At 34.4% G+C, this 21,905-nt stretch carries 9 protein-coding genes; all 9 read left to right on the top strand.

All coding sequences use genetic code 11. The annotated features are described in order from the left end of the window. The first annotated feature begins 63 nt into the window (after window positions 1-63). Window positions 64-3,504: a M14 family zinc carboxypeptidase gene (locus ACHABW_RS13845; protein ID WP_435755846.1), complete on the top strand. Its 3,441-nt coding sequence runs from the start codon at window positions 64-66 to the stop codon at window positions 3,502-3,504. Window positions 3,505-3,638: 134 nt separating this feature from the next. Continuing rightward, window positions 3,639-5,321: an N-acetylmuramoyl-L-alanine amidase gene (locus ACHABW_RS13840; RefSeq protein ID WP_435755845.1), complete on the top strand. Its 1,683-nt coding sequence runs from the start codon at window positions 3,639-3,641 to the stop codon at window positions 5,319-5,321. A 197-nt stretch (window positions 5,322-5,518) separates the two neighbouring features. Beyond that, the gene (locus tag ACHABW_RS13835) at window positions 5,519-6,307 is read left to right on the top strand and encodes an ABC transporter permease (RefSeq protein WP_435755844.1); all 789 of its coding nucleotides are present in this window, start codon (window positions 5,519-5,521) and stop codon (window positions 6,305-6,307) included. Window positions 6,308-6,311: 4 nt separating this feature from the next. Then, the gene (locus ACHABW_RS13830) at window positions 6,312-7,046 is read left to right on the top strand and encodes an ABC transporter ATP-binding protein (RefSeq protein WP_435755843.1); all 735 of its coding nucleotides are present in this window, start codon (window positions 6,312-6,314) and stop codon (window positions 7,044-7,046) included. 3 nt (window positions 7,047-7,049) lie between these two features. Further along, the gene (locus ACHABW_RS13825) at window positions 7,050-10,010 is read left to right on the top strand and encodes a methyltransferase domain-containing protein (protein ID WP_435755842.1); all 2,961 of its coding nucleotides are present in this window, start codon (window positions 7,050-7,052) and stop codon (window positions 10,008-10,010) included. Window positions 10,011-10,025: 15 nt separating this feature from the next. After that, a complete protein-coding gene (locus ACHABW_RS13820) occupies window positions 10,026-12,206 on the top strand; it encodes a glycosyltransferase (RefSeq protein WP_435755841.1) in 2,181 nt (726 codons plus the stop codon). A gap of 152 nt (window positions 12,207-12,358) precedes the next feature. Further along, window positions 12,359-17,173 carry a heparinase II/III family protein gene (locus tag ACHABW_RS13815; protein WP_435755857.1) on the top strand — a complete coding sequence of 1,605 codons (4,815 nt, stop codon included), beginning with the start codon at window positions 12,359-12,361 and terminating at the stop codon, window positions 17,171-17,173. A 117-nt stretch (window positions 17,174-17,290) separates the two neighbouring features. Further along, on the top strand, window positions 17,291-20,440 hold the full coding sequence (locus ACHABW_RS13810) for an SH3 domain-containing protein (RefSeq protein ID WP_435755840.1): 3,150 nt from the start codon (window positions 17,291-17,293) through the stop codon (window positions 20,438-20,440). Window positions 20,441-20,682: 242 nt separating this feature from the next. After that, window positions 20,683-21,897 (top strand): glycosyltransferase family 4 protein, encoded by a 1,215-nt coding sequence (locus ACHABW_RS13805; protein ID WP_435755839.1) that lies wholly within the window; start codon window positions 20,683-20,685, stop codon window positions 21,895-21,897. The last annotated feature ends 8 nt before the right edge of the window (window positions 21,898-21,905 follow it).

Raw genomic sequence — 21,905 nt, 5'->3', positions numbered from 1 at the left:
ATTTAATTAATAAAACGAGCCTTTATGTGAAGGCTCGTTTTAAAAATTCATAGGAGGACAATAATGAAGAAACTTGGAATTATAGGATTCATGCTAATTTTTCTTTCAATGAATTTGGGGTTAACGAATGCTACTTCAACTGCTTCACAATCTAGTGAAAATGGAAATTCTTTTGAAGTGAAAACAAATGAAGGTGAATTAGTAGGAATCATTCAAAATGATGTGTCAGATCTATCTTATTACGTGGATGACCAAGAAAAAATACACATAGATTGGTTTGGAACAAAAGGATATATAGAGGATACAAGTTTATTAGAAACGTGGTCCCTTGAACTATATGGGGAAGATCGTGACACAGTGGAAGAGACTACTGAGGTAGTGCTCGATCAAGAGTACACGTTTGAAGCGATAGATGAAACGGTAATGTTAGAAGGAATCGTTTTCGAAGATCAAGCAGTAAAGATCAAAGACCAAGAAGATGCATCTTACATAGCCACATTAGGCGGGCATGATGTAATCTTAACCCCATCCCCAGCAGGCGATCAGGAAGCGGAAGCTACCAATGAGGAAAATGAATCCCTTGAGGAGGAGCCATCTTCCAATGAGGAAGGGCAAGATACAAACTCCTCAAATAATGCGGAAGCCTTGTCAGATAGTGAAGAAGAGGTCGCTGAAAAAGAATCCACTACAGAAGCGAATCAAGAGAACGGAGATAATTCCGGAACCTCTACGGATGACAATGAACAGGTAGTGAAAGAAGAGACCGAACAAAACGCGACAGTGGAAACGAAAGAGAGTGAAGAAGAAAACCAAGAGGAAGAAGCCGGAACAACAGTAGCTTTGCAATCTGTCGATGACTCTTCGTTTACAAGTGCAGAGGAGTACAACACGAATTACTTCCGTGTACTGACAGATCATATAAAAGTGTTCGATAATCGAACAGGAAGTTTAGTAGAAGTTGGCCTACTAGAGAAAGATGAAACCTATGTGAGAATTAGTTCTTATGGGGAAAGCTGGCATAAAATCCAATACGGAGACCACTTCGGATACGTTCATGCCCGGCACACGGAACCATCGTCATCTAGTGCAATCGGGAACGAAGGAAGCGGTTATTCACAAGGAGCCCGTACTTTTACTGCGAAGGAAGATATAGCGGTCTACGATAACACGAGTGGATCACTTGTAAAGTTTGGCGAGGTACAGGCCGGACAGACCTATCCCATCGTAAGTGATTATGGCAATTGGTATCGGGTATTGTTTTCCGATCGAATCGGTTATGTGAGTAAATCGGGCGTCGACGTCTCCTTCACATCAGCGGATACATATTTTCAAGTTACAGAAAGCGAATTACCAGTGTACAAGAATCAAAATGGAGATTTGAAGAAAGTAGGAAATGTAACGAAAGGACAAGTCTACCCGAGAATTAGTTCCTATGGACCGAGTTGGCATAAAATTCAATTCGGAAAAGAACAGGGATATGTGTATTCGCAGGGAACGGTTCCGGTAAGTGGAAACAGTTTAAAAAATAAGAACGTAAACTACCAAATGAGTGACCGGGTATTAAAAGTAGACCGCGAGGTGCATGTTTACGATAATAGCTCTGGAAGTCTCGTCTCATTCGGAAAAATAGCCGAGGGGCAAGAATACGCCATTGTCGGGAATTATGGGAATTGGTATCGCATTTTATTCTCCGATCGAATTGGGTACATCAGTAAAGACCATGTCACGGTGAGCTTTAGTAAGGAAAATACCCATTTTGAAGTGGTATCAAACAATATGCCTGTTTATGATAATTCAGGTGGGTCGTTGAAACAAGTGGGAGAATTAACGAAAGGTCAAGTGTATCCAAGAATAAGTGCCTATGGATCAAACTGGCATCGGATTCAGTTTGGCAGAAGTTACGGGTATGTTTACGTAGACGGCACGAGTCCTGCAAGTGCGAGTGCTGTTAAGAACGAAAACCAGGGGATGTCACACTCTTCCCAAAACTTGACGGTCAAGAGTGATGCAAAAATTTATGATAATTCGACGGGGAAATTAGTGGAATTCGGCGAGGTTAAAGCAGGGAAAAGCTACCCAATTGTTAGTGATTACGGAAACTGGTACCGTGTCTTACTGTCCGATCGTGTCGGTTATATGAATAAAGAAAATGTAACGGTTAGTTTTAGCGCATCAGATCGCTACTTCCGTGTGGATATGGAGAATCTCCCATTATATGAAAATAGAAATGGCTCTCTAGTTGATATAGGTTCACTTGAACAAGGTCAAACATTCAAAAGAGAACGAGCCTATGGAAATTGGCATGAAGTAAAAATCGGTGATAAAAAAGGTTATGTATGGGCAGTTGGAACTTCGCCTTCTAATCGAAACGAATTAAACAATTTACTAGGTAATGAGAAGAACTACAATATATCAGCTGATGTTACAAGCACTGCAACTATTTACGATAATTCATCTGGTAAATTAGTAAAGATGGGTGAAATAAAAGAAGGCACTGAATTACAACTTATGGGTGCATACGGATCTAATTGGTACAAAGTTAGCTATTCAGGCAGACTTGGTTTTCTAAGTAGTGATGCAATATCTGTGAACTCTCAAGAAATAGTTCAGGGTAAACAGATATACTCCTACAACCAAATGTTGTTAGATATAAAAGCATTAAAGACTATGTACCCGAGTCTTATTGAAGAGAAAGTCATTGGGGAATCAGTAGAAGGCAGAAACATTGTGGCTGTAAAGTTAGGTAATGGAAGCAAAGAAATCATGATAAATGGATCGCATCATGCTCGTGAACATATGACTACGAACGTTGTAATGAAAATGCTAGATTCATATGCTTATGCTTATGATAGAGATCAAAAAATAGATGGATATGATGTAAGAGCACTTTTAAATGATGTCTCCATTTGGTTTGTTCCAATGGTAAATCCAGATGGTGTCATGCTCGTTCAAGAAGGGTTATCTAGTACAAAAAACCCTATTAAAATGATTGGATTAAATAATAATTCAAGAAACTTCGATTCATGGAAAGCTAATATTAATGGTGTCGATTTAAACAGGCAATATCCAGCATTGTGGGACAATATTAGTGCACTTAATTCGGGAGGTCCTAGATCTGAAGGGTTTAAAGGTTATTTTCCTTTATCTGAACCAGAAGCTAGAGCCGTGTACAATTTTACAAATCAGCACAACTTTGCTACTGCTGTTGCTTATCACTCATCAGGGGAAGTAATTTACTCCCGATTGCGAGCAAATCCGCAAACTAGATCAGTAACTAATATCGTTTCAGATAAAACGGGCTATAGAGTAATAGATCTATCAAATAGTTCAAGTGGCGGTGGTTTTTCTGATTGGTTTGCTTTAGAAAAAGGCCAGGCAGGTATAACGCCGGAAATTTCGCCGTATGTTGTGGGGGCTCCAGTTCCACTATCAAATTGGAACAAAATATGGAGCCAGAATTATTCTGTCGGCATAGCATTAGCAAAGGAAGCAGTAAATAGATAAAAAAATACAATAAATTACAAAAAAATAGTTTAATTTTCAAAAAAAGAGGAAATAATAATTTATTTGTTATTCCCTAGTGTTTCAAATAATAAATAGTAGTATAGTATAAATAAGGTGTCGAATAAGGAGGGATTATGATTTACAGAAATTATTTATATTTATTTGTTTTTACTTTATTTTTAACGTTATTTACGGTGCAGATGTCAGTAGAGGCAAGTAGTTCATATATCGAAGTTCACCAAGGAGAACTTACAGTTTACGACAACTCATCCGGAAAATTAGTTGAGGTGGGATCTTTAACGAAAGGCCAAGTTTTCCCGTTGAAAAGTAAGTATGGGAATTGGCATAAAATTAGTTTTGGAGGCAAAGATGGATTTATTTGGGCCTCTGGAACTTCTGAGTTGTCTAAAACTTCAGTAAAGAATCTAAACAATGGTAAATATTCAGATTCACAAGATTATTTTAAGGCAACTAAAGAGTTAGAAGTGTACGACAATTCCTCTGGATCGTTAGAAAAAATGGGGGCGCTTAGCAAGGATATCAAATACCCTATCGTGAGTGATTACGGAAACTGGTATCGAATATTATTTGCTGACAGGATAGGTTATGTGAATAAAAGCGGGGTTGAAATACCATTTACAACAGCTGATAAATATTTAAGGATGAATGTAGATAAGGCACCTATTTATGATAATAGTAGTGGCAAGTTGGTTAAGGTTGGAACATTAGAACGAGGTCAAGTATACCCGAGAGTAAGCGATTATGGAAATTGGCATAGGATTCAATATAATTCAGGGTACGGCTATGTTTGGAAAGAGGCAACAACTCCTGTACATAATCCGGTGTTACCTAGCGAGAGTAAAAGTCAATATAGTGAATCAAAGAACTCACTTGTCACAACAAGAGATACATCGATATATGACAATACATCTGGTTCTTTAGTGAAATTTGCTGAAATCGAGAAAGCGAACGAGTATTCTATCGTAAGTGATTATGGAAACTGGTATCGAATTTTATTAGCTGACAGAATTGGTTATGTTAGTAAACTTAATGTTGAAGTATTGTATGGCGATGAAAAGAAACAAGGTATAGTTAATGTTACTAACAATTTAAATGTTAGAAATGGTCCTGGCTCTGAGAATGGAATCATTGGCTCCTTATCCAATGGAGAAAATGTTCAAATAGCAGGGGAATCAGGAGACTGGTATATTATTGATTACCAAAATGGTATAGGTTATATACACAGTGCGTATGTCAATTTGTACAATAACGAGAGAAAAGTCGTTGTGATTGATGCCGGTCATGGTGGATCAGATCCAGGTGCTGTTGCTTTCAATGCAAAGGAAAAAGATCTTGTTTTTAAAGTGGCACTGTTAGTAGCTGAACAGATGAGAGATACAAATATTGAAATTGTTTTAACTAGAGATGGGGACTACTTCATACCGCTAAGTGATAGAGCTAATATCGCTAACGGCATAAATGCAGATTTATTTATTAGTATTCATGCGAATGCTGCCGGTTCAACTGCAGCAGTAGGAATAGAAACATTTTGGGATGATTCATATAGCGCTGCGAAGAGTAAAGAATTGGCAAGTATTACACAAGCCCAGTTGTTAAAAAAGTTAGGTTTAAGAAACAGAGGGGTAAAACAATCCGGATTCAACGTAATTCGTAATAGTAAAATGCCGAGTGTGTTATTAGAACTGGGTTTCATGACTAACTATGGAGAATTACAGAAGATGTTGACAAAGGAATTTCAGGAAGATTCAGCAGAAGCGATTAAAGAATCTATAGACCTATATTTTTCGACTAATTAAGTAGGGAGATGGGAAGACTTAATAAAGATATTTTTATTAAGGCTTCTTTTTTTTGTGATTTAATAGTAAAATTGTTAATTGAGCCTAATAAAATTCTCACTATATGGTCTCATTAGATAGTTGCTGGTATAATTACATCTAATATGGTGAGATAGTTATACGTTTCAAAGAATTTATAGAATTAGAGGTAAGTGATAATGATACACAATATGACAAAGTTTTTATTTGATATTTTAGATAAAAGAGATTTAATATGGCATCTTTCGCTTTCAGATTTAAGATCAAATACTGCTAGAACCTATTTTGGAATTCTGTGGTGGATAATTGATCCTATTCTTTATATGTTAGTCTTTTATTTATTAGTTGAAGTTATTTTAGGGCGTGGTGGACCAGATTATTCTGTCTTTCTTTTTGTGGCATTAATTCCATTGAAATGGACAACGTCGTGCTTGGTTGATGGGGCAAACGCCATTTTTTCAAAGAATGGCATCATTCAGCAAGTTTATGTGCCTAAGATTATTTTTGTAATGTCGAAATTTATAGTTAATACAATAAAGTTTGGTATCAGTATGGTATTAATGACAGCTTATTTGTGGATTTATGGTGTAGATCTAACCTATCAAGTATTTTATGCTATACCTGTACTAATCGTACATGGAATATTTATTCTTGCTTGTATGGTAATTCTTGCTCACGTTGGAGTTTATCTTAGGGATATTAGAAATATGATGCAGTATATTGCAAGGATGCTTTTTTATCTATCTCCAGTGATGTACTCCATATCAGATGTTCCGGAAAATTTAGCTAGATATTTGTACATTAATCCATTGGTTCCGCTAATTACTGCATACAGAAATACTTTTTTGTATGCAAAGCTGCCCGATTGGTCAACGATTACAGTATTACTGGTAATATCAATTATTGTACTCTTTATAGGTGCAAATATTATTTCGAAGTTTGACAATAAATATGCTAAGGTGATGTAAATTTATGAGTGATGCAGTTATTAAATTAGAAGACCTATGGATATCCTATCCTGATAACCAAGAAAAGCCAATAAAGCGATTATTAAAAAAGAACTCTAGTAAAGATTTTTGGGCTGTAAAAGGATTGAATTTCGAGATTAAAAAAGGTGAAGTAATGGGAATCATCGGAAGAAATGGTTCTGGTAAAAGTACACTTTTGAAATTGTTAAGTGGAATAATTACAGCGGACAAAGGGAAATTCACATTAAGTGGAGATAGACCAGTGTTACTATCATTAGGTGCAGGCTTTCAAGGTGAATTATCGGGTATTGATAACATTTATTTGAACGGGATGTTTTTAGGTAAAAAGAAGAAAGAAATCGATAAGATGGTAGATGAGATAATTGAATTCTCAGAGCTTGAGGAATTTATTTATAAACCCGTAAGGACGTATTCTTCAGGAATGAAGTCCAGACTTGCATTCGCAACAGCGATTACAATAGATCCCGAAATTTTATTGATTGATGAAGTGTTAGGTGTTGGAGACTCAGCATTTCAAGCGAAATGTAAGGAAGTAATTAATGAAAAGATTAAGCAAAATAGAACGGTAATACTAGTTACGCACTCAGCATCATTAGTTAAAAAGATGTGCGATAGGGTTGTTTGGATTCATCTTGGTGAACAACAAGCAGTTGGGAATACGGCAGAAATTGTAGATGAGTATGAAAGTTTCATGAAAAAAAGTATAAAGAAGGTGTAAGGATTGGGAAATCGTGATCGGATTAGTGAACTCTATTATGGGGAAATTTACACTGAAGAATTACAAAGACTTGCTAGAGAGCGTATTCACTGGACATGTAAGCAGGTTAACGGAAAGAAAGTATTAGATATTGGATGCAGCCAGGGAATTACATCTATTCTATTAGGAAGAGAAAACTTTAAAGTTACTGGAATAGATATTGAAAAACATCAAATTGAGTATGCTGAAAAAGAGCTAGAAAAAGAAAATACTGAAGTACAACAAAATATATCCTTTAAGCATGGGAACTTTTCCGATTTAGATTTAAATGGAGAAAAATTTGATTCAATTATTTTAGGTGAAATAATAGAACACTTACACCATCCAGATAAGCTATATAAAGACGTTTGGAATATACTAAATGAAAATGGACAAGTAATTATTTCGACTCCATTCGGGGTAAATAACCATTTTGATCATAAGACTACTTACTATATTTCTAATTTATACCGGGAAATCAATAAATATATAACGATTTCAAATATTGTTATCATAGGAAAGTGGCTGTGTGTTTCGGGGACAAAGAAAAGTTCTATCGACAATTCTTATCTTGAAAATATTCCATTAGAAAATGTGGTTATTTCCGACAAAGCATTTCATGATCTAGAAAGGGAATATATAGCTCAGAAAAATCAACTAGAAGTTAAAAATAAAGACTTGAAAGCAAAAAAAGAGTCTATTCAAGAACAAAAAGATCTTCTAAACAATCAGTTAATTGAAATTAAACAGAAGCTTGAATATGCAAAAAAATTAGAAGAATACAAAGTAGCTACGCTAAATAAAGAAGTAGATCAAAATAAAGTAGATCTAAATAAATTAACTCAAGTTCAAATTGAAAAAGAAAAAGTCAAAAATAAGTTAACTCAAGAATCAGCTGAAAAAATTCAAATTGAAAAAGAATTAAATAAAGAAATTGAGAAGTTAAAAAGAGAAACAGAGCATGCCTTCAAAGTAATGTCTGATATAAAGGCTAAAGTAGATAAACAAATAAGCAATAGAGATAAAAATGTAAATTATTTAAGAAAAAAGGTCACTGTGCTTGAACAGTCAACATCGTATAAAGTAACAAACTTAATGACTCAAGGTTTAAAAAATCCATTAAAACTCCCGAAATCTGTATATATGTCCACTCGAACTATTCTAGGTGGTATTAAAAGAAAATTAAAGAGACAAAAGAAAAAATATAAATTAGTTAAACTGCCTTTTGATACAATTGATTTAAACATCGATGACAATATGCAGAAGGATTTTTCAAGCACATTGGTGGGTATGAAGGTAGAATTAAACGAACTCCTGATGACTGGGCTATTTGATACTCCAGAATCTATTGAAACTTTAAGGGTAGCCGCTATATTAGATGATTTTTCTAAGGAGACATTTAAACATGATTGTGAATTAATTACGTTTGGACCAGACAATTGGAGAGAAGTATTATCAATTAAACAACCGCACATATTACTAGTCGAATCTGCATGGAAAGGTAATGGGGGTTCATGGCAGTACAGAATCGGAAAATATAACATTAAAGTTGGACCTGAATTGGATGAGTTGTTAGCATGGTGTAAAACAAATAAAATACCAACAGTTTTCTGGAACAAGGAAGATCCAATTCATACGGAGAAATTTATCGATACAGCCATTAAATTCGATCATATCTACACTACTGATTTAAATTGTGTGGAAAGATATAAAGAGGAAGCTGGACATAATAGAGTTGGGGCATTAACTTTTGCAGCTTCACCTGTTCTTCATAACCCCACTATTATTAGTGGTTATCAAGAAAAGGATATTTGTTTTGCAGGCTCATATTATGGAAATAGACATGAAGAAAGAAGACTGGATCAATTAGAATTATTAGATGCTGCAAAAAATTATGATCTAGAAATATTCGATCGTAACTATGTTGAAGGAAAAACTTTGAACACTGATTTTGATTTCCCAGAGAGATTTGAAACGAATATAAAAGGATCAAGACCTTATAATAAATTAGTTCATGATTACAAACGATATAAGGTTTTTCTGAATGTAAATTCAGTTCAGAATTCCCCAACGATGTTTTCAAGGAGAGTGTTTGAATTACTGGCTTGTGGTACATCTGTTGTTTCTACATATTCAGAAGGTATTAGCGAAATCTTTGGTGAATTAGTTCCAATGGTATCTAAAGGCGAGGCAAGTAAGCCAGTTATTGATGATATTATGAATAATACGGACTTAAGAGATATAAATAAAGTAAAAGGTATAAGAGCGGTTTATACTAAACACACATATCGTCATAAACTTTATCAAATAGCCATTGAAGCAGGATTCGAGAATTTAGAAAAACCATATAACTATAATATTAAAATGATTGCGTTCGTAAATAGTGGGGAAGAATTTGAAAAAGTGAAGTCATTCATGGATTCACAAAGCTACAAAAACATCCATATATGGGTTGTGACTGATAATAGTTCACTAGTAGATGAAAGTAATCACGATATGATTACTGTTCAGGTTTATCAAAACATAAATGAAATTGAAATTACTACTTTATTAGATTTAAGCGAAAATGACTTGTTTGGGAAACTTAATGTAGTACACAAGTACGGAGAAAACTATTTATTAGATATGAAGAATGCTTTCATCTATTCAGACGCTGATATTGTTGGGAAAGCCAATTATTTCTGGATGGATGGAGATACAATTAAAATAACGGATAATAATGAGTACTCTTATACGACTGATTTAAATACAGATACTGTATTAATTCGTGGGAATACGATCCTAAATTCTCATGTTGATGAGAAACAGTGGATGAAGCTTGAAAATACGGACTTTGAAATGATAATCCAAAGCGGACTAAGAGTTTATACAAGTGATCGTTTTAATTTCATTTACAATCCGAACGGTGAACAAATAGATGATATTTCAACACAAATTTATATTTAAAGGTGTTGTATAGAAATGAAGAGAATTTTAATCTATGCAGATATTGATTTAAATAAAATTGACGGATCGGCTATTTGGATTTCTTCGATAGCCCAAACCTTTGCTAGTACAAAAGAGAATGAAGTATTCCTTTTGTTGAAAAGGCCTATATTGATCGACAAACTAGTACAGCCACTAATTAATAATGAAAATATAACAATTATTAATCCGTGGGAAGCTTATAAAAAAGATTTCTCCAAACTAGAAATGAAAAATGATTGGATCCAAAGAAAGAGACTTCTACCTGAAGAGGCACACGAAATGATGCTTCATTTAGACGAGATACATGGATTTTCTTTGTCTTTGGTAAGAGGTTTTAATCTTTCAAAACTAGTGGCACATAATAACAACATAGCTTACAAGACGTGGTTTTATTTAACTGATTTCCCACAAAGGATAGATGAAGTTTCGGATGACGACTTGGGCCATTTAATTAAAATATATAAAAATGGTAGTAGATTAGCATGTCAAACCCCTGAGCTTATTAAATACTTTAAAAATTTACTGGCTGTATCGAAAGATAATAAGTTTATTTATCTTCCACCTATGGTTTCTTCAGTAAGGGAAGACATCAAGGAATTCAAAAACAACAATAATGCTATAGTATATGCCGGAAAGTTTGCACCACATTGGATGATTCCTAATATGTTTAAGGCATTCAAAAAAATAGACGATGAAAATATCATTTTCAATATCGCTGGGGATAAGTTTCTTAATTTTCCTTACACAGCTAAATATGATGAGTATGTTATTCGCCACTTTAATGAAGACTCAAGGATTAATTGGTATAAAGCTCTTACAAGAAATGAAGTTCAGGAATTAATATATGAGAGTGATTTAGGTATATCCTGGAGAGATGAAATATTAAATGACAGTATGGAACTTTCCACAAAGGTTCTTGAGTACGGGGCTAATGGGAAACCGGTAATCGTAAACCGAAACGAACTACACGAAAAGGTTTTGGGAGAGGATTATCCTCTATTTGCGAATAATGAAAAAGAGTTTATTTCAAAAGTACAATTAGCTCTCTCAGATAACAACATTTATAAAAATGCAGCGGAAAGAATATATGAACTTAGTAAAAATTATTCCTTTGAAAAAGTAGGGAAATATTTAAGTGAATTTATTGATGAAGATGATAAGAGCAAAGAATATAGAAGACTTATACAAAAAACAAACATATTATTTGCAGGACATGACCTCAAATTCGCGGCTATGATTATTAATTATTTTAAAGCTCACCCAGAATATAATGTCCTTATTGATCAATGGAAGGGTCACAATTCTCATGATGAACAGCAAAGCAAAGAATTACTTAGTCAAACTGATATTGTATTTGCAGAATGGGGATTGGGTAATGCAGTGTGGTATTCACAAAATATAAAAAAACATCAAAAAATGCTAATTAGAATGCACGCGCAAGAAAAAAATACCGATTATCCAAAACAGATTAACTGGGAAAATATTGATAGAATTGTTTTCATTGCACCAGGTCTCAAGCAGGATATGGCAGATCATTTTTATTTCCCTGAAAAAAAATCAGAAATAATTTATAATCTTGTTGATTCTTATTCTTTGGATAGACCTAAGCTTCCTGGATCTGAATTTAATATCGGATTTATGGGAATAAGTCCAAGAAGTAAACGTTTTGACATGACTCTGGATATATTTGAAAAGTTGTGGAAAGAAGATAATCGATTTACTTTATTTGTAAAAGGGAAATTCCCTAATGAATACCCTTGGCTCTGGAAACGAGAAGAAGAAAAAGAATACTATCTTAAGATATTCCGAAGAATTAATTCTTCTAAATGGAGAAACTCAGTTGTATTTGATGGTTTTGGAAAAGATATTTCGGAATGGTTTAGAAAAATTGGATTTATTATGTCGACAAGTGATTTTGAAAGTTTCCATCTTTCTATTGCAGAAGGAATGGCTTCTGGTTCAATGCCGATCATAAGAGACTGGTTCGGGGCTTCATTACTTTACCCTAACGAGTTTATAATAGACTCTGTTGATAAAGGTGCAGACATTATCAAAACGAATATTGATAAAATATCACAAGATAGTTATAGGGAAACGTTGAAGGAATATATTGATGAGAACTTCGAGAAAACTAAAATATGTAACAAATGGGAAAAGTTACTCGGAGAATTGTAATAGCTGGAGAATGTTAATAGTTGCGAATTACTGTCTAAAATTATTTAGAAGTAATTCGCTTTGTTATGAGTTATTTTCACGATTCTTTAATGTGATTGAAAAACGAAAAAGATCTGAAAAATTTAAAAAACTAAGGTGATGGTCTGGTGAAAATGTTAAATAAATCAATAATAATAGGATTAATTATGTTAATTATATTTCCATACCTTTTTCCTTTAGACGCGTTTTCAGAAAGTACGATAAGTACCAGCATAGATAATCAGGATATAGTAGAATATCAGGTTTTGGAAGAATCAAAATTGTATAGTAAAACATCCACGGATTTTTCAGAAATAAAAGAAGTTGGTACAGTCAAAAAGGATATATTAATTAGTGGAGATAAGTTAAATGAAGAATGGGTGGAAATCCTCTCACAAGATGATCAATCTCTGATAATACATACAGATGCAGTCCTAGAAACGGGAGATATCAGAGAGTTAGATGAAGAAAGTGAGTATGAAACGTTACATATTACTATTCCTGCTGAAAAAGAATTAATTTTATACTCGGATATGGAAAAAGTAGAGAACAGTATTCATATCAATAATATTCAACTACTAGAATTTAATCTGATTGAAGAGTTGGAAAATAGTTTTAAAATTGGCTTTGGTTATAATTCTATTTATTACGTGGGTAAGCAAGAATTTAATTTAATGACAGATTCAATAAATCTACAAGAGAATGATTCGTCAGATAAGGAACTAGATAACAACGAAGAGATACAAGATCCTGAACAACAGGAACAGAACCTAGAAGAACCTATCAATGATGAAGAATCTCAGGATAACGAAACAGAAATAGATACGGAAAATAATGTGGTATCCGGAGACACTGGAGACAATAATTCTCCAGAAGAAAAGATTAATGAAGGGGAATTGGAAGAACAAGTACTAGATAAGAAAGATGAACTAGAAGAACAAATTGATAATGAAAATACAGAAATGAATAACGAAATTGACAGGGAGACTAATTCTGATAGTGACCATACTGGTGATTATCTTCAAAAAGATTCAACAGGGTTTAATGCAACAGATAAGTATTTTGAAGTTGTTAGAGAGAATGTGCCAGTCTATATAAACTCAAATGGCAGCTTAATTGAAGTCGGTAGTATGGGCATAGGAGAATCTTTTCCTAGAATAAGAGATTATGGGAATTGGCATGAAATTCAATATGGGGATAAGAGGGCCTATGTATGGAAAGAAAGTACTACTTTGTCTTCAGGTAAGCAAATAAAAAATGAAAATACCCTTTTTACTTCGGACGGTATAAGGCTTGGAGTGATACAACCTACGATAGTCTATGATAACTCAAGTGGAGATCTCAAAGAAATTGGACGTGTAAAAGAAGACCAATCAATACAATCAATAGGAAGCTATGGTAACTGGTATCGGATCGACTTTGGGGGGAGAATAGGTTTTATTCACCAAACAGGGGTTCAGGCAAGTTTTAGCTCGAATGATAAATATTTTGAGACGACACTAGATAATGTTCCTGTTTATGTAAATCAAAGCGGTCAGTTAAAAGAGATCGGTAGCATGAGGCAAAAAGAATCATTTGTTAGAATAAGAGATTACGGGAATTGGCACGAGATTCAATACGGTGATCAACGTGCTTACGTGTGGAAAAAAAGTACGAAACCGTCTTCGGTGAATCAAGTGCAAAGTGTTAACACCAAATTCAACTCAGAAGGTAACGTTTTAAGAGTGATTAACTCTTCCATTGTCTACGATAATTCAAGGCGAGAACTTAAAGAGATTGGACGTATAAAAGAAGGCCAAACGATTCGATCAATCGGAAGCTACGGCAATTGGTATCGGATCGATTTCGGTGGCAGAATTGGATTTATTCATCAAAATGGGGTTCAGGTGAGCTTTAACTCTAGTGATAAGTATTTTCAGGTAACGAAAGAAAATGCACCTGTTTATAACAATCAAAACGGGCAGTTAAAAGAAATTGGCACTATGAGATTAGGAGAGTCATTCGTTAGAATTAGAGATTACGGCAATTGGCATGAGATCCAATACGGTGATCAAAAAGCGTATGTGTGGAAAGAAAGTACGAAACCGTCATCAAATATGCAAATTAAAAATGAGAATACACAATTTCAATCAACAGGAATTACCTTGAGGGTGAATAATCCAACAAGTGTTTACGATAACTCAGGCGGAAAACTTAAAGAGATTGGTCTTATAATACCGAATCAATCAATTCGCTCAATAGGAAGTTATGGGAACTGGTATCGGATTGATTTTGGAGGAAGAGTCGGATTTATCCACCAAAGTGGAATAACTGAAAATTTTAAACAGGAAGATAAATACTTCGAAGTGACAAGCTCAAATGTACCGGTTTATATAAATGAAAACGGAAGTTTAAAAACCATCGGTCAAGTAGAACAAGGAGAAACATTTCCTAGGATTAGATCATATGGTAAATGGCACGAAATTTCATATGGACAACGAACGGCGTATGTATGGCAAGCAAGTACAAAACCATCACAGGCAAACAAGATTCAAAATGAGAATCAACGTTATGAATCAAACGGAAGTGCATTACGGATAACTACTCGCTCAGCTGTTTATGATAATACAGGGAATACACTGGAGAAATTCGCTGAAATTAATAAGGGGCAGGCTATTAAGGCAATCGGCACCTATGGCAGCAGTTGGTATCGCATCGATTTTGGAGGAAGAGTAGGCTACATTCATCAAAATAGTGTAAGTTTTGATTTTGAAGCAAATGATAATAATTTCAAGATCTCATCCAATCGAACTCCTATTTACATTAATAGCAATGATAACTTAATCGAAGTAGGTTATTTAAACCAAGGAGAAACGTTTAAGCGTGTAAGAAATTATGGAAAATGGCACGAAATTCAATTTGGAGATAAAAAAGGATATATATTGAAGGAAGCTACTGATGTCTGTCAGTCATGCTCTAATACTGAGTATAAAGAAAGTAAATCTTTCAAGAAATTAATGAAAACAAATATTGACCTTGATATTTATGATAACTCCGGGGGGGCTTTGAAATCTTTTGGAATTCTGAAAAAGGGTAGTGAGATCAGAATTAATAGATCATACGGGAATAATTGGTATGAAGTGAATGTTGGAGGCAGGATTGGTTACATATATAGCGATTCGACCCAACTAGTATTTGAAGAAGAACACATAAAAGACAAAACATTTTTAAAAAATTATATGAGTGAAACAGATATAACTTCTAGCTTTAGATTAACTAACTTAAAGGGAGATCTAGCTCTTTACTACGGAGACCTAATTCTTGATAACCAAATTTATGTTTTGAGTATATGGGAGCCTTATAAATATAAAACATTAGACTGGAATATGAACCCGTATCAAGATAATTCATGGCAATTGTACTTTCATAGTTTAAGGATGTTAGACTACTTATTAAATGCATATGAAGTAAATGGAGAGACGAAGTATTTAGATAAAGCAATCGAATTGGCAATAGACTGGATAGATAACAATACGCAGGACGATCCAAGTACTCGCTGGGCATGGGCAGATCATGCAGTAAGTAGCAGAATTCTAACCATTTCTTATCTATTAGATGTCATCCAAAAAAGTAATTATGACGATTATGATAAGGTGAGTAAAATCTATCAATCTTTACATGAACATGCTGTTTGGCAATTTAATAATGAAAATTACAGGTATCCTCATAATCATGGCATTATGCAGGACAGGTCTTTAATACAAGCCTCATGGATGTTTAAAGGATTCACTGAATCGGATGAATGGTATGACTTAAGTATTTCAAGACTGGGAAAACAACTTGAAAGCTCAATAAGTTCAGAAGGAGTTCATTTAGAACATTCACCTTATTATCATATACACACTTTTAAGCTCTTTAGTGAGATTGAAGAATTGTTAAATGAACGAGGTGGAACATTGGGAGGCGAGTTAGAAGAAAAATTGACAAAAATGAAGCAATATCTCGCATATGTATATAAACCAGATGGGACGTTACCTCTAGTAGGAGACACGGTTCTAACCACTGTAGATAGCATAAGTAGCTTTAATGGTGAATATATTGATTTCATTGAGTCAAAAGGATTAGAAGGTACCCCACCTGGAAAGAGTAGTGTCGTTTTTGAAGAAGCCGGAGTGGGAATACTGAGAGACAAATGGGGATATGGTAGTAATTTTGATAAATCTACGTATCTGTTTCTCCAAGCTGGATATCACTCAAATACACATAAACATGCTGATGATTTAGCATTTGTTCTTTTTGGTGGAGGTCATGATATATTTGTCGGACCAGGAAAATACACGTACAATAACAGTGATATGAGAAAGCATCTTATGTCTGCATTAAGTCATAATACGGTAACGGTGAATCAAAAAAGTTATAATTTGGATATGAAGAATACTGGTACATTTATTAAAGATTACGAGTTTACTGATTCCTATGATAGAATTAAGGCCGTGCATAATTTGTATGATGGTGTAACATTCAACAGAGAAATCACTTTCTTAAAACCGAATGTTATCATTTTACGAGATTCTTTAGCATCAAATAGCGTGAATCAATATGAACAAAGATTTAACTTGAATCCGAACTCTGAACTTATTGAAATAGATAAGGACAAAGTTAAGTTTCAGGTAGGTGGTGATTTAGAAGTGACAATGAGGCAATTTAACCAAATCGATTCACTTAACCACTATTATGGTAGTAAAGATCCAATTAGAGGATTGGTATCTTATAAAACAAATGAACTAACCAAAGTAAATCAATTGGAATTTATAAAAGAAGGTAAAAATGAAGAATTTATAACAGTGATTGAAATGGAAAGCGATAGTTTTGAACAGAAAGTAGAGAACCTAGAGATCGTACGCAAAGATAATAAACTAGAAGTTATCTATGAAATGGAAGGAAAAGAGTTTTCAATGGCGTTAAACTAATTGTCTAGTGCACCGATTCTAGTAAAAGAATCGGTGCATTTTCTATTTATAAATAGTAAATACCTATATATTTTTTTACAAAATTTGATAAAATGACTAAGGGGGAGGAATGAGAATATGAAAAAATTTGTCATAATTATGTTAATAATGCTAGTTTTTTCACCGCTAGAACATTATGCATCAGCTAATAGTGAAGAAGATAGTCTTAGTGCTTCAGAGGAACTTATGTATTATTACATAACGGAAGATATTGAATTGATTTCAGAGGAAGAAAAGATAGGGACTTTAAGCGAAGGCAGTATTGTAGGGTTTGAAGACGAGGCTGCTTTTATTTATCAACTTGGGGATCATAAGATAGAAATTGGGGAAGAATTTTTATCTGAAATAGAGAATGATGAAGATATCTCAGAGAAAATAACGAGTTTTAAGGGAGAAACATTTGATAGTAATGAGTTGGTGGAATTTAATACAAGTAAGGAAACCGAACTTTTTTCTGCACTCGAAGAAGAGAACATAGGAAATTTGATCGGTAATGTTTCATTTCGAGGTGTTATTGTTGACGATAAAGTATTTTTATTGGCTGAGGATAACCAAGTACAACATTTCTATTTAAAACTAGCTGATATCACGATTAAAAGTGAGGAAACGGAAGCTGGAAATGAAAGTAATGCTGTCTCTGAGCAAGAGAATAACAGCGAAGTAGTAGAGGAAAGTAATGATGAGTTAAATCCAGAACCAGTTACGGATGAAAATGAGCAAAAAGTTTCAGAAGAAAATAGTGTTATAGAAGAAGAAACGGAACAAGAAGTAGAAGAAGAAAATAGCGATGAAGTACAGGAAGAAGAACAGGAAGAAGAACAGGAAGAAGAACTGCCAAAAGAGGAAAATAGTACAGTAGATTCAGATGTGGAAGCAAATAATGAGCAATCCTCAACCATGTCCTTGCAATCTACTAATGAAAATAATGAACCCGAAACGGAAATGAAAAAATTAGCTGCAGATGAAAATATAGAATTTCTACCTGGCGATAAGTATTTTACTGTTAAGGAAGATAGATTACCAGTCTATGATAATTCTTCTGGACAACTGGTGAAAGTCGGGGAACTGCTTAAAGGGAAAGAATATAAACGCATAAAAGATTATGGGAACTGGCATCAAATAACATTTGCGGAGTCAATAGGGTTTGTTTGGAGCGATTCAACAACTCCTTCAGATGGTAAGCAGTTATCAAATGAAGTTTCTAATAATATCGATTATGGTAGATCATTGAGGGCTGTAAGGCAAGCTCCTGTCTATGATAACTCATCTGGATCCCTTGATAGAATCGGGATGATTGATGCAGGTACCTCCTACTCGATACGACGTGATTACGGAAATTGGTATGAAGTAGAAATAAGTGGACGTATTGCTTATGTAAATAAAAATAATATAACAGCACCTTTTACAAACAATGATTCGTACTTTCGCGCGACAGCAGACAATTTAGCAATATATGATAATCGTTCAGGAAGTTTAATAAAGGTTGGCGAGTTATCTAACGGCCAAGAATATAAACGTCTTGGTTCATATGGGCAAAACTGGCATCGGGTTCAATACGGAAGTTATACAGCGTTTATCTATACCGATGGAACGGTTCCTTCAACCGGATCATATATAAAAAATGAAAATAAAAGCTCCACAAACACTAGCAGAGAACTTACAGCAAATCGTTCTTTGTCAGTCTATGATAATTCAAGCGGCTCTCTAGTAAAGTATGGAGAGATTTTAAAGGGACAAACATATCCTATTATTTCAGACTATGGCCAAAATTGGTATAAAGTTGATTTTGGGGGACGTATAGGCTTTGTGAGTACAGGAGATGCTCAGGAGAACTTTAAATCATCTGATCAATATTTCGAGGTTATCAGGAATAGTACTCCAGTTTACGATAAAAGTACAGGGGCGTTAGTGAAGGTAGGAGAATTAAATGCCGGCCAAACTTTCCCGCGAACACGTACTTTTGAAGGTGATTGGCATGAAATAAAGTATGGTGATGGATTAGCTTACGTTAATATTAACCAAACAAGGTTAAGTAGTGCCAATAAAATGAAGAATCTTAATAATTCATATGAGAACAGTGGTAGTTATTTAACACCTCTTGAGAATACAGCAGTCTATGATAATTCAAGCGGTAAGCTAGTGCAATTTGCGACTTTGCCAGAGGGTTTTAATTTTCCTGTAGTTGGAAATTATGGCTCGAGTTGGTACAGAGTGATAGTGGGAGAGAGAATTGGTTATGTTTCTTCAAATAAAGTGCAAAGCGAACCTATTATAGTTAGAAACAGTAGTTTAACCTCACCTTTAACGTTTGACGAAGCATTTACACGGCAAATGAATCGTGCGCCACAAACAGACGCATACCGATACTTGCCGGCGTATATAGAAAAAAAGTATGTTGACCTAACAAATTCACTAGCAACAAAGGGTGTTATCAATTCACATCTGACAAAGGTATACTCAGACAAGGATACGTCATCTCACAAGTACGCAATTCTAAGCCTTGGGACAACGTTAACCATCAAAAACTCAGACACAAATTGGTATGAAGTGACTTACACTAACCATCAGTGGAGATATCCAAAAGAGGATGCACTCAAAAACTATTTGGATCCTTCAAAGAATGATGAGTTTCAGCATTTAGATTTATCTCGGAGTGCTAATGTATCTGCGTTATCTCTTAATAAAGTATTGGATGGCAAAGGGGTACTGAATAATAAAGGAGATAAATTCATTGAAGCTGGAAGACAAAATAAAGTAAATGAAATATATTTAATTTCACATTCGTTATTAGAAACTAGTAATGGGACCTCTACATTAGCTACAGGTGGCATGGAAGTTGGATTGAATAGCAAAGGAACTCCAACGGCAGTAACTGAAAAAAATCGCAGCGATTTAACGGCGATTAAAAAAGTTTACAATATGTATGGTATTGGTGCATTCGATTCCTGTGCGAATACTTGTGGAGCTATCAGAGCCTATGAATTAGGATGGTTTAGTCACGATGAAGCAATTATTGGCGGCGCGGAATGGATTGGAAAAAGTTATATCCATCACGAAACTTACAAACAAAATACACTTTATAAAATGAGATGGAACCCAGCTAGTCCTGGCTATCACCAGTATGCAACGGATATTGGATGGGCGGCAAAGCAGGTGCCTAGAATGAAATCATTTTACAGTCAACTCTATAATTACACACTAGAGTTCGATATAGTGAAATATAAATAAGAGTTTCGAGGAAGAGAGTCTCTTGAAAGGTTTTAAACCTTTTGAGTCACTCTCTTTCCTTTTGTTGTGTGTTGTGCATAAAAGAGAGAAGTTTCCGTCATTTTTCTGTTGAAGATAGAATTAAAATAATGTTAACATGTCATATTCTATCTAATATTGGAAAATCAGATGATAATGGTGATATATATTATGATGAAATTATGATAATATAAGTGTATATTGTATAAATAGGTGATATGAAAATGAGGAAGAAAAAGATATTAATGGTTACTCAGAACTTTTATCCGGTCATCGGTAGTGCTGGTAATAGAATGAAGAATTTATACAAACTATTAAACACCAAGGAAGTGGAAACAGAAGTACTCACGATAGAACCTTCTTATCCAAATAAAAATCTTTATCATGATGAAAAGTTTTGGGATGATGAGGAGATAAATGCCGAAGAGGAAAAAGAAACGTCGAAAATCAAGAGGGTATCTATAAAGAATCGTAGGTTTACAAGCAGGTTCTTAAGTAGACTCTTTTTTTATGTGGAAATGATGATCAAGTATTCATTTAAATTAGTGACGCTTAGAAAGAAGCAACACGACTATATTTATGTGAGTACACCACCGATTTTTATTGTATTTTCAGTATTGATGACACATGCATTTTCGAAGTCAAAAATCATTTTAGAAGTTAGAGATTTATGGCCGGATAGTTTAGTGGGCGTGAAGAAATTTGACCATCCAATCATTTTAACTTTCTTTAGATACTTTGAAAAAAAGATGTATAATAAAGCGGATATTATTATTGTCAATAGTCCCGGATTCATCGGACACATAACCGAAAAATTAAATAGAAAAGATAAAGAAATTATCTATATCCCAAATGGGCCACGTGAAGATGAACTAATTGATAAAAGTGCTTCCACCGACCGGTTTAATGTAGTGTATACCGGCAATCTTGGTTTAGCTCAAGACATCGACCGGTTAAAGCTGCTCGCCTTGGAGTTAGATGCCCACCAGATTGACTTTGAAGTGGTAGGCTATGGTGTTCATGAGAAAGACTTTCGGCAATACATTGACGACCACAGCTTAAAACATGTTAAGTTAAGGAATGCAACAACCCGTAAAGAGAGTTTGGCGATGATTCGCCGCTGTGATATCGCGGTAGCCTTCTTAAATGATGAAGAAGTGTTTTCAACGGTTCTTCCTGGAAAAATTATCGATTACATGACTGTGTCTACCCCGATAATAGCTGGTGTAGCAGGCGTTTCAGCAGAAATGATCACAAAAAATCATGTAGGAATTGTTTATAATCATGTAGAAATCAATAAAATGGTTGACAAGATCCTGGAATTGCAAGAAAATCGAGAAGAGCTATGCACGATGCAAAAAAATTGTCGAAAAGTTATCAACGAAAACTTTCTATGGGAAAACAATATAAACAGAATTTTAAATAAGATCAGGGCTTAAACTAAGGA

Origin of the sequence: Salipaludibacillus sp. CF4.18 (genome assembly GCF_051262595.1) — a bacterium.
Taxonomy (GTDB): Bacteria; Bacillota; Bacilli; order Bacillales; family Salisediminibacteriaceae; genus Salipaludibacillus; species Salipaludibacillus neizhouensis.
The sequence above is the reverse complement of the archived record's forward strand: the minus strand, read 5'-3'. Positions and strand labels throughout refer to the sequence as shown.